Annotated in this window: 8 protein-coding genes; all 8 read left to right on the plus strand. The window is 45.3% G+C overall.

Annotated features, from left to right (window positions below):
• Positions 1-36: 36 nt before the first annotated feature.
• The 8 genes from NST47_RS12170 to NST47_RS12205 all read left to right on the plus strand — a co-directional run bounded on the left by NST47_RS12170 (position 37) and on the right by NST47_RS12205 (position 12527).
• On the plus strand, positions 37-1539 hold the full coding sequence (locus NST47_RS12170; protein ID WP_341155379.1) for an extracellular solute-binding protein: 1503 nt from the start codon (positions 37-39) through the stop codon (positions 1537-1539).
• Between the two features lie 139 nt (positions 1540-1678).
• Complete coding sequence (locus NST47_RS12175) at positions 1679-3970, plus strand: helix-turn-helix domain-containing protein (RefSeq protein WP_341155380.1); 2292 nt, start codon at positions 1679-1681, stop codon at positions 3968-3970.
• A gap of 5 nt (positions 3971-3975) precedes the next feature.
• Positions 3976-5028, plus strand: coding sequence for an alpha/beta hydrolase family protein (locus tag NST47_RS12180; RefSeq protein ID WP_341155381.1), 1053 nt, complete (start codon positions 3976-3978; stop codon positions 5026-5028).
• Between the two features lie 56 nt (positions 5029-5084).
• A complete protein-coding gene (locus NST47_RS12185; RefSeq protein WP_341155382.1) occupies positions 5085-6176 on the plus strand; it encodes a Gfo/Idh/MocA family protein in 1092 nt (363 codons plus the stop codon).
• Position 6177: 1 nt separating this feature from the next.
• Positions 6178-7020, plus strand: coding sequence for a sugar phosphate isomerase/epimerase family protein (locus NST47_RS12190; protein ID WP_341155383.1), 843 nt, complete (start codon positions 6178-6180; stop codon positions 7018-7020).
• Between the two features lie 213 nt (positions 7021-7233).
• On the plus strand, positions 7234-8394 hold the full coding sequence (locus NST47_RS12195) for a replication initiation protein (RefSeq protein WP_262682729.1): 1161 nt from the start codon (positions 7234-7236) through the stop codon (positions 8392-8394).
• A gap of 849 nt (positions 8395-9243) precedes the next feature.
• Complete coding sequence (locus NST47_RS12200; RefSeq protein ID WP_341155384.1) at positions 9244-10605, plus strand: hypothetical protein; 1362 nt, start codon at positions 9244-9246, stop codon at positions 10603-10605.
• Positions 10606-11330: 725 nt separating this feature from the next.
• Positions 11331-12527: an S-layer homology domain-containing protein gene (locus NST47_RS12205; protein WP_341155385.1), complete on the plus strand. Its 1197-nt coding sequence runs from the start codon at positions 11331-11333 to the stop codon at positions 12525-12527.
• Positions 12528-12560: the final 33 nt, after the last annotated feature.

Here is a 12560-nt window from a genome sequence, read left to right on the forward strand (position 1 = left end):
CTATGAGCTTGACCATTTCAGGAGGCGAATTTATTCATGCAAACCAAACGTATCATCAAACAAGGTCTGATGGCTGCTGGAGCTTTATCCTTAGCTATTACTTCTGCATGTGCAAATGGCGGAGAGTCCAAGTCAGGAGGAGCGGCAGCGACCGGTCCGGTTGAAATTACGATGATGAACCAGTATTTAACAGCAGAGCCGCCCAAAATGGACAGCGAGCCAATGAAGCTGCTTCAGGAATATACCAACACCAAGCTGAACATAACCTGGGTCCCGAGCGCCAGCTATAGTGAGAAGGTAACCGCCTCGATTGCTGTGGCTGGTGATTTACCGAAGCTGCTGCTCGTGAAGGACGACCGTAATCCGGCGATTATCGAAGCGGCCAAGGCAGGTCTGTTCTGGGAGGTGGGTCCTTATCTGAAGGATTATGCCAATCTGAAAACGCTCGATGAGGCCCGCCTATCCAATATTTCTATAGAAGGCAAAGTGTATGGCATTTATCGCTGGCGGGCTATTGCGCGAAACGGGATTATTATCCGCAAGGACTGGCTGGACAATCTCGGACTGCAGGAGCCCAAAACGATTGATGAGCTGCTGAATGTGTTCAAAGCGTTCACGTATAATGACCCCGATAAGAATGGCAAGAATGACACGTTCGGGATCTCTTTTGACTCCAACAGCTCATTAATTCTCCATCTGCTGGCAGCTATGGGAACACCGAATTTGTGGGCCTATCAGGATGGTAAGATGACACCTGATTTTATGACAAAGCCGTATATGGATGGTTTGAAAATGATTCAGCAAATGTTCAAGGACAAAGTAATGAACAGTGATTTTCCTGTTGTGAAGGATCGCACTGTGCTGGTGAATCAAGGAAAAGCAGGCGTCTACATCGGAGCCTATGATGATTTGAATGCCAGGTTTACCGATTTGTTCAAAGCCAATCCGAACGCCAAGCTGGATACGATTGCTAATGTAACCGGCCCGGGCGGTGTCAAGGTACAGGCAGGAAGCGGCTATAACAGCGTATTTATGATCCCGAAAACAAGTGTGAAAACAGAAGCAGAGCTGAAGCAGGTTCTGGCATTTATTGACAAATTAGGTGACGAGAAGGTTCAGACCTTGATGAACTGGGGGATCGAAGGCAAGCATTACAAGGTAGATAACGGTAAAGCCATTCGTATCGACGAGAAGGTGTACACAGATGAAGTATATAATACGCTGTTCCAATTAATGGTATTTGATGGCAGCAAGGCACTTCCGGGCAATGTCGATCCGGCCGTTACCAAGTTTAACAAGCTTATTGCCGACAATGAGAAATTTGCGGTTCCGAATCCCGCATTGCCGCTTCTTTCCAAAACCTATATGGAAAAAGGCAAGCAGCTGGATCAGGTGATGTCCGACGCAAGAACCAAATTCATTATTGGCGAGCTCGATGAAAAGGGCTTTGAGCAAGCTATTGCCAACTGGCAAAAAATTGGCGGCGACCAGGTTATGGCTGAATACAAGGCAGAATATGACAAATCACTCAAAAAATAAATGATTTTCCGGGGAGGAGCCGACAGGTTCCTCTTCTTTCCATCAATTGTAGCGCTAATGATTATAGGATTTCATCAAGGATAATGCGATAATGGATGCAGATTGAACGTTTGAATTGACTTAGGAAAGTGAGATCGTCATGAAGCTGAAGTTATCCCGCTATCACGTAAAGCTATTTATGTTATGCTTGCTGCTTGGTGCCATTCCCGTTATGGTATTAGGTATTTTTTCGTATATGAAATCGTCCAACATTATTGAAAACAAGGTGCTGCAGGGCAATGACCAATTGTTGCATCAAACTCAAATTCAGCTGGAAAACACATTGAAAATTATTGACTTCTCGATTTTTCAGCTGGTCAATGCACAGCCGGTCAGTGATGTACTCCAGATGCCCATTCAGGCCAGAGATTTTCCGCTTGTCGACAAGGTTCTGGAAACCTTGCAGCGTATTCAGATCTATGAACTCGGTATTCGCGATATTCAACTGATCAGCATCGATCAGAACTGGATCATCAGCAATAAGGGCTACGCCAAGCTGGATGAATTTACGGACACCGGCAGGCTTGCCTTATTCACGGGTATCGATCGACCTTTCAAATGGATGACTGAAACCACAGCAAGCAAGGACGAAGCCCAGGCGCAAACGAATATTTATTTGGTGAAACGCTTTCCGAGCTATTCGGCCAAGCCTACCGCCCTGTTGGTGACCCAAATGTCCAATCAGGAGCTGTTCAAGGTACTGCCCAAAAGCAGTGAGCTTGGTTCATTGATGGTTGTCGATGAGCAGGGGAATATCCTCGCGACCGATCTGCTGCCCGAGGTGGATAAAGGTCTTCGTGATTCACAGCTGCTGCAAAATATGCTGCAGAGCCCCGAACTGAACGGCTACCGGATCGGACAAATCGGCAAGGAGGAGTATGGCTTCACCTTCCGCAAATCGTCGTATAATGGCTGGACCTATTTATCTATTGTATCGCTTGACAGTATCACACGGGAATCACAAGCGATTGGATGGGCTACGTTATGGGCTTGCCTGATCATTCTCATCCTGATTATTATACTTTCCCTGCAGGGAGCCAATAAGATGTATTCCCCACTGCGCAGTCTGTATCAGAAAACGGCTGTCGCTGGAGAACCCGGGGATACTCAGGTGCCGCAGGACGAATTCAAGGTGATCGAACGCCGGATGGAGACCATGTCGCAGAATAATATGCATATGACCAGCCATGTTCAAATGCTGAGACATCAACTAAAGCCATTTATGATTTACAAGCTGGTTCAAGGTCAGCTAACAGGTAAAGAGATTGAGGAGCAGCTGCAGCTATTCGGCTACTCGCAGCAATTTCGCTGGTTGGCAGTGGTAGCCATACAAATTGATACACTGGAGACAACGCGCTATAGTGAGCACGACCGTGATCTGCTATTATTTGCGATCAGCAATATTGTGGAGGAAACGGTTGCAGCAGAGCATCGTCTGAATCCTGTCGTCATCGATCAATCACAGGTGACTGTCATTAGCAGCAACCACGATTCACCGGATGCTTTCAAGGATTTTATGTATGCAACGATTAAGCAGGTCCAGGAAAATGTATTGAAATTTCTCGATCTGCCAGTCAGTGCGGGAATCAGTCGGCCTTATATCACTTACGACCTGACGTCCAAAGCGTATGCGGAGGGTCTTGATGCATTAAAATACCGGATTACAAAGGATACTGAAACGATTCTGTTTATCGAGAATGAGGAACCGGAAACCCAAATGGTGTTTTTCCCGGAGCATCTGGAGAAGCAGCTGGTCGAAGCGGTCAAATTCGCCGATGATAAACGCGCACATGTGCTGTTGATGGAGTTTCTGCAAATTTTGTCCAATCGTGAGCTTACCCATAATCAGATGCAGAACTGGCTCATGAAGCTGCTGATGGATCTGCTGTATATTCCAGAGCAGCAGGATGCTGCTATTTCTTCCCTGGATACGAATGCAATTCCGTTATACCTGCAGCTAAAACGCCTGAATACCGTTCAGGAAATCGAGCAGTGGCTGATGCAGCAAATCATTGAACCAATTATTCAAACAATGGATCAGAGTAAAGAAGCACCTTACCACAAAATATCCAATGAAGTGGTAAGAATCATTCAGAGCGAGTATGACCGTGAGCTGACGCTGGAGGAATGCGCTTCGCGGCTCAATTACCATTCCAGCTATATCCGGCGTGCACTCAAGAAAAGCATGAATATCAATTTTAGCGATTACCTGCTTGCCTACCGGATGGATATTGCCAAGAAATGGCTGACCGAAACGGAGATGAAAATCACCGATATGGCTCGCAAGCTGCAATATAACAATCCACAAAATTTTATCCGTTATTTCAAGAAAACGACTGGCATGACACCCGGACAGTACCGGGAAGTATCGCTAAGTGAAAATGGAGGCTGATTGTGATGTGGAATCCCGATGAATTTCTTGAACAGCTGTACGACCGTCAGACGTATGTTCACGCCTTTAAAGCGAACACCGAGGCCGAGTGGAGTGAATGGAGAACAGCATTGCAAGCAAGGCTGATCCAAGCGCTGGTGCTGCCGCAAAGAGACGTGGTTCCGCTGAACCCTGTGTGCCTGGAGCGAGTGGACTGCGGCGATTATATTCGCGAGCATATCGAGCTGACGACCGATCATTTTTTGAAAATGCCCTGTTATGTACTCCTGCCTAAACAGGTAAAAACTCAAGCTGGAGAGGGTTCCGCGGGTACTACTCCCGCAATCGTCGCTTGCCCAGGCCATGGGTATGGGTACAAACAGCTTATAGGGCTGATGCCGGACGGAAGTGTGAGGGAGGACGAGCCTGGTATTTACAAGGATTATCCCATTGAGCTGGTAAAGCGCGGGTTTATCGTCATCGTGCCTGAATTATTGGGCTTGGGTGATCGAAGATTGATGCAGGATCAGGACAAGGAGCCGAATGCCAACTCCTGTTTCAGATTGTCCACGAATCTGCTTATGGCTGGTAAAACGTTGGCCGGTTACCGTGTTCATGAGATGATGTGCTGTGTCGATTATGTATTATCCCTTCGTGAGGTAGCTCCTGAGAGGATCGGGTGTATGGGCTTCTCCGGGGGCGGGAACGTTATGGCATTAACAGCGGCTGTTGATGAACGAATTCGTGCTGCCGTCATTAGCGGGTTTACCAATACCTACAGGGATAGTATATTGGCCAAGCCCCACTGCTCGGATAATTATATACCGGATCTGCTGAATATTGCTGAAATGCCTGATATATGGGGGCTTATCGCTCCGCGGCCTTTGCTTATTGAATCCGGTCAAGCCGATCTTGGATTCCCGATTGCAGGCGCAATTAAAGCGCTTCACCATTTAAAATCGATTTATCACGTACTCCAGGCAGAAGATCAGCTGGAGGAAGACATCCATCCGGGCAAACACGAGGTTTCGGGTGCCATAGCTTATGACTGGCTTCAACGGCATTTGTCTGCAGGTTAACCATTCAGAAGGAAGTCCACATTGCTACACCCATATAATGTCAAGGAGGGTATACCATGCATAAAGAACAGCAAATCCGTCTCGGAATGATCGGAATGGGCAAGGTTTCCGTGGAGAGGCATATTCCATCCATCCATTCCTTGAATGATCCCGATGTACAGATCTATGCCGCTGCAGACGCCATGCCGGGACTGGCCGACAAAGCTGCGAGCCAATTCAATATTCCGCATAGCTTTGAGGATTATAAAGAGCTGCTTGCAATGAAAGAGATCAATGCCGTTTCCATCTGTACACCTACGTTCACTCACGCAGCAATCGCCATTGATGCCTTAAGGGCGGGGAAACATGTGTATCTCGAAAAGCCGGCAACACTGAATGAACAGGAAATGCGTCAGGTGCTGGATGCTGCCAAGCAAAGCGGTAAGGTGTTTATCGTTGGCTCCAATGGCATGCTGCAAAATCAGATGTTCCTGTTTAAACAGATGATTGATAATAAGGAGCTGGGCGAGGTTTTCAATGTTAGCATTACACGTGCATCCTCTAGAAGCAGCGGCAGCCATAAACGCAAAACAATCGGTGGCGATGGCATCAGTATGGAGAGTGCATCCCACAATGTGGAATGGGCGCTCTATTTCTTGAATGATCCCAAACCGATATCCGTAACAGGTCTCGGCTATTACAAATATGATAATCTATCGATACCTCTTGAGCTGAGAGAAGCTGGCGAAGTGGATGATTGCTCCCTGGCGCTAATTCATTTTGATAATGGAAGCAGCTTTATGTACAAGGCAATGAGATCAGCCGTGGCTCCCGCTGAATATGAGGTTAACATTCAAGGAGATACAGGCTTGATCCGCTATGATGTCAACAAGTGCTATAAAGAGAAATCCGATGACTGTATACGTATTTATACCCAGCATAAGGATGGGCAGCTTATGGAATCCAAACCGCTGATCTCCTGCGGCAGAACCCATGCTGCGATGTACGCGCATTTTTGGGATTGCATACGTCAAGGGAAGCAATCTCCTATCAGCAGTGGAGAGAGAAGCGTAAGAGTGATGGAGATATTGGACGCACTGCAATTGTCGATGCGCAATAACGGGCTGCAGATCAGGCTGGATGCCACCTCCGCTTTCGGAGGGAATTAGGATGATAGGGCTCAGCTGCCATTCACGAAATTACGGTCCCGGCACACCGGATGAAATTTTTGCATTTATTAAGAGGCTCGGCTATGAATACATTGATGTTGATTCGGTTGGTACGATCAGACAGGACGATGTTATTGAGAATCCGAAGAAACAAGCGCAGCTTGTCCAAGAGCTTACCGCCAAATACGATCTCAGGCTGGCCGAATATTTTCTGGGAACCGTCGCTGTTGATGGAATTAGTGTGAATAACAGTCAACCGGACACTGTGCTCAGGGGTAAAATGCTGGATAACTTTGCCCGGATCTGCGATTATGCCCAAATGGCCGGTTTTCGAAGCATCATGGGGTCAGCAGGAGCGTTACACAAGGAACTGGGTTATGAGCGTTCATTCGACAACGCGGCTAATACACTCCGCGAAATGGTGGCCATGGCAGCCGCGCATGGCATTTCCTTTCATGTCGAGCCCAGCCGAGCCTCGCTGCTGAACGTACCCTCCCAAGCTATGTTAATGGCACAAACCGTAGAAGGCTTAAAATATACACTGGACTTTCTGCATTTTCAGGTGAACGGTTATGATCAGCAGGAAACGATGGAGCTCTTGAATTATACGGGGCACATGCATGCAAGACAAGCTGCAGTCGGTTGGCCAAAGTGTCCATTCGAGCATGGGGAAATTGATTTTGATGCCATTATTAAAAGGCTGAGAGGGCTTCGATGGCAGGGCATTATTGCGATGGAATTTTGGAATGGACCCGAGGAAGAGGCAGCTGGCATGAATCCGGTCGAACAGACGCTGTTGATGCGTTATCACTTGAAGGGACTTATCAAGAAATACGAATGTTAATGACGGGTTCCGCTGACGCAATAAGTTGGCTGGAACCTTTTTACTTTTACAGAGTGCTGAATAGTGCGATATTGCAGGAAAACCAAGCTTTAGACATGGATGCATAAGCTGCGGGAAGCTTTGGTCAGGCCGGGAGCAGCAGCTTTTTTATTGTTAAATTACCGAACTCGTACTACAATAAGATGAGCAATATAAAAGGTTGGTGAATTTGAATTGAGTAAAGCGATAATTAACGTGCTTGAGAAATATGCTCCAAAGCTGATTGACCTGAAAAAACAGCTAAAGTCAGTATCATCTGACGAAAAAATGATCATGGGTCAGCTTGATGAAGAAATTAACGGATACAGCTCATCCCTTATTAATAAGAAGATATATGAACTCAAACGGATCTCAGGAAAAATAGTCGAGACCCGTAATGATATTTCCCAAAAAATTCTGATGAATCTTGAAAATCATAGCACCCCCAATGAAGAGCTGTTTGAGCAGCAGGAATATTTGGAAATGCAGATTTTGATTCTGGAGAAAGCCATTCAGAGAAAACAGGAACAGAACCGCCAATTCAGCCATAGCGTAGAGCGTAACTTTATTGACCATCCTTTTATTTCTTCAACGACTCCCAATGAGTCCACGCTAAAGCTGAGACGTAATCAAAAGGGTATTCTCGAATTGAACAAATCCGGGTTCAGAAACCTTTTTTATCAAAATAGCAATGGAACTCTGCTGCTGCCTTATGACGCGCGTAATTTATTCGGTGTTTTTAAGATGTGGGAGCAAAAGGGGAAGGCCAAGGAGTTTGAATTCGCTTTTAAAGAGCTGCTGCATAATGTGAATGCTGATATTAATGGCGGCGAATACGATACCCTGCATACGAGCTTGGACAACCTCGGCAAAACGTCGATTGTGATGGAAGAATTTTATGATGCCGAAGCCAAGAAACGCAGAAGAACGAAAATTCATAATCCTTTTCAGGATGTCGATATCGATCGTGACACGAATACAGTCTTTATGAGGCTAAGCGATGATTTATATAAAAATCTTCTGGCTGGCAACGTGGTGTCGATCAGTATCTCGCTGTTTAATGACCTTGCCACCCCGACCTCAAAAAATCTGTATTTGATTGTCGTAAACAAAACAAAGGATCGCGAATTTGTTCTTGAGGTCGAAGCCCTGATTAATCATTTGGGTCTGAACACGAATGATAATTACAAGGCTTATGTGATGCTGAAAAACTCATTTGATGAACTGCAAAATTTTGATGTTATCCGTAATTATGAAATCGTCAAAAAAGGTCGGGTACCGGTTAAGGTTATATTTGAACCGAGCGAATGGCTGCAAAAAGCGACGGATACGATCGAGGAACGATTGCTTATTTAATATGAGAGGCCTCTTCATCCGAAGGGGTTTTTTATAATATCAGAATTAATAAGTTTTCAGCGGAGCTGAACATTCTGATATTGCAAGAAAAGCTACATGTAAAACACGGATGTATCTTCACCGAATAGGCTTCGATCAGAAGCTTTTCTTACTATGTCGAAGTCAAACACCTCTCTACTACGAAATCAAACACCTCTCCACTACGAAAAAATGAAAAAAAGTAACTTTTTCTCGATCTTTTTCCCACCTCTGTACTACGAAGTAAACACCTCTGTACTACGAAAGACCTTTCTACTACAAAATAAACACCTCTCCACTACGAAATGAAACCACTCTGTACTACGAACCACCTCTCTACTACGAAAAAAAACCACTCTGCACTACGAAGTAAACACCTCTGTACTACGAACCACCTCTCTACTACGAAAAATAACACCTCTCCACTACGAACTAAACCACCTCTGTACTATGATTGACCAATCTTAATCTTAAATGGTATTGTCGAAAATACCGGAATCCTGTTTAACGATCCCGAGTGTTGGGGATCAGCAAAAAAACCTCCGCTGTCAGCGGAGGCTTCTCTGGGAAAATAAGGTCGCCAAACCTTACTCTCCGAGCACCAGATTGCACTGGATACTCATATTGTCGATAAATCCATACCGGTTGCAGCTGTTACCAGCAGTCAGCAACCTCACCCAACCTTAATCCGCAAAAAAACGGCGCGATTGAAGGTCTGCTTAAATTTTGTCTTTTAAGGGATTGTCCGTATATTGTAATGAATTGCACTTGTCCTGTAAAGTTTTTTTTCAAATTAACCAGTTAGTCTTCGGAAGGAGGTATGATCGAGTCATGGGAGAGGCCAAACGTAAGTCTGACGTAAACCGCAGCGCGAGTTATTTGCAGCTGGACAATAAGAATCTGGGCAGCACTTATCCCGTCTCGGTAGATCATACCTTCCTTACCGATCTATTCAATCTGGAGAAATCCTATGCCAGCGATTCGGTGGTCATGTTCCGTAAGAACAGCCATCCGCTGCGTAAATTTCACGTCACAGGAACGACTATTCGTTTCATGATGACGATCTCGCGTCGTTTTAATACGGAGGGGACGCTGGCAGGCTGTCCGCTGCACCGTCTGTATCAATTGATGGCCGAAGAGTACGAGGAGAGCTGCACGAAGGAGCAATTTTACGCGGAGGCTCACAAGCTTATTGCTCTTGGCATCCTGTCCGTTTCACGCAGCGGGATTATTAATGAGTGGAAGCTCGAGTCCTTTAAACGGGAGACAGGCCGTTTTGTCTTGTTTCACCCTCTGGTGTTCACCGCCGCGTTTACAAATTTGCCGATTGCCGCTCAAAAGCTGTATTTGTATATGGTGAACAAAAATGGCGAAAAGCTGAAGCATAAAGATAAAGAGCTGCTCGGACGCCATTCGTGGTTGTACACTCTCACTCATAAATCACGTCCCGCGCAGATTCGGGAATTATTACAGACTCTTTCTGAGTTGGAGATCAATGGGCAGCGGCTATTTCTGGAATGCTCGGTGGAAAAGGATTCATTGGGCCGTTGGGCTGTTCATTGGGTGCTCAACCCGACCTTCGTTGTTCAGCATGTGCCTGGTGCACATTACCGTATGGTTCCGAAGGCAAAAATCCCCTACTCGCAAACGGTCTCTCGTCTGCGTCAGCTGTTCAGCTTCTATCGGATTTCTGAGGTAGAGCAGCTTGGCAATGGCAATGTGTTCCTCGGTTTGGCTCAACTATTACATCATGCAAGCATGACCATACTCCGTTATGCAGCTGCCCGGATTCGGGACATCGTAATGCGCTACGGTTTTCATGGTATGGACCTGGTCAATATGCTTACTGTTGAGCTAGAGGACCGTTCCTTCGCTGCCTATATGGAGGTTATGAAGGAAACCGGAGCTTATCGGTATATAGAAGCCTCCGAAGATGAGGGCGTGTATGCTGAAGCAAGACCACTCCAGTTCTTCCGCGCGATTAAGGACAAGTTCTCACTTCGTGAATTTGCCAAGGTCTGCAGCAGAGCAGTCGCTGAGCTTGGAGAGCGGTATAGCAAACCGATGAAGACACCTATCTCTTCCGCGGACGTGCACAGGTTCAGAGGTAGCGCTCTTCATCATGAGGTTTTTTATCTGGAGGATTTCCTGCTTGAGCTTGAATCATCTATGAATGGAAAAGTGACTGCGTAGCTTCCTGTAATTTCAGGAGGCTGTTTGTCTTACCCAAAATCAAATGGCGATCTTTCCCACAAGCAGAATCCACAGAGAACTATCGGGGATTCTCACATATTTGAACAACAAGGGGCAACAGGATTCGCTGTATCAGCGGCTGCTTGCCCTTTATTGTTAACTTAAAGTTATGAATGCAGACAATAGGTAAGCATCATGGTTAGTTTATTAGAAATAACGCTGTACCTATAGTTAATTAATTAGACAGCTTTTGTGGATTGTTGGGAGACGGGGGATAAGTATAGAGCCTTCTTAGGGGGAATTAGATATTAACATGGGGATATATTGTAAATCTCTGAATCTATAACTTAATAATCATTGAGTCTGAATTTATGCACATAAGTGGACAGCTTGTCTGAAAAGTTATTCACAGGCTGAATAACCACCTTTGTCTGTTCTGGCTTTGCTGCTGTTGATACTTTTCCTAATAGGTACTTGATTTATAAGTTACTAATTTTTAAAAGATAAATAATTTTAGGGAATGGTTTAATCAATTTAAATACTGTTTTTCCCTTTATTTTCCGTAAAATATGATAGATTTCCTAAATTGAACAAAGCGTGAACAGATTGTCCTGTTATGAATTGATATTCTTCGTACTGTTACTTTAGTTAGATGTGATTTTTATTGAGGTTCTATAGAATTATGTCGAACTATATTCTGCATAGAAGGAAGGATTACAGACAGCATGAAGCTAAAACATTTTACTACCTATGTCCTTGCTTTGATGATGCTTGCTAATGGAAGTACGGCACTTGCCGCCAGCTTCTCGGATACTAGCAACCATTGGGCCAACAGCAGTATCGAACAGATGGCTGCCTCCAAACGAATTAACGGTTACCCCGATGGGACCTTTAAACCGGATCGTCAGGTCAGTCGGGCAGAGTTCGTCAATATGGCCAACCAAACCTTCGGTTTGTCCGGAACAGCTGCAAACACTAACTTTAATGATGTAAAGTCAGCAGATTGGTTCTATCCACAGGTATCAGCTGCACAATCTGCTGGTTATATCCAAGGTTATCCTGACGGAACCTTCAAACCGAATCAATCGATTTCCAGAGAAGAGGCAGCGGCTGTTTTGGCGAGACTTCTAAAACTGGATACAAGCACTCCAAGCACCCTCACAGTCAAAGATGCGGAAGTTATCGATAGCTGGGCTAAAGGTAGCGTCTCAGCTCTTCTGACCAAGCAAATATTCAATGGCTACGAGGATGGGTCCTTTAAACCGTTTGCTCCCATTTCACGTGCTGAAGCAGCAACTGCATTTCAACGTTCTTGGGAATTGAATCAGCTGTCTGTTACTGCTCCAACGGATGGGAAGTTGAATATTTCAACTGTTAACGGTGAGAACGGTTTGATTACCGTCCTATTTAACCAGGCATGGACTACGGAACCAACCCTAGCCGATTTCAAAGTCACACAATCTGTAAATGGCGAGACAGAAACAATTGTGACTCCAACGAGCTTGTCTGTAGATGCATCTGCCAAAACCGTTAAGCTGGTTGTCCCTACAGTGAGTCAAGGCTCTGTCGTATTTAGTGTATCCTATCAAGGATTGGCAGCAGCTGCTCCAGCCTTCACAATCGCTGCTGGAGGCGGCGGATCAGGATCAGGTTCAAGCCAAAGCTCGTCGAACAATGTTTTATGGATATCGAATACATCAGCTATATTTGATGGGCTGTTACTGACCAAGATCGAAGCTGCTGTCAATACACAAGTAACGAAAGTAGAAATTATGAAGGGCACTGTGAAATTGAACGATGCTATTCCAGTCAATGGAAGCATATCGGTCAGTTTAATTGGAGCACAAAGCGGGGAAACGTTGACGTTGACAGCTTACAATGGTTCGACATTGCTGAAATCCTTTTATGTGAGTGTTCAATAAATCCATAGTTTGTAGATCGATTATTTATTAAAT

It is taken from the genome of Paenibacillus sp. FSL H8-0034, from assembly GCF_038000305.1.
Classification (GTDB): domain Bacteria; phylum Bacillota; class Bacilli; order Paenibacillales; family NBRC-103111; genus Paenibacillus_S.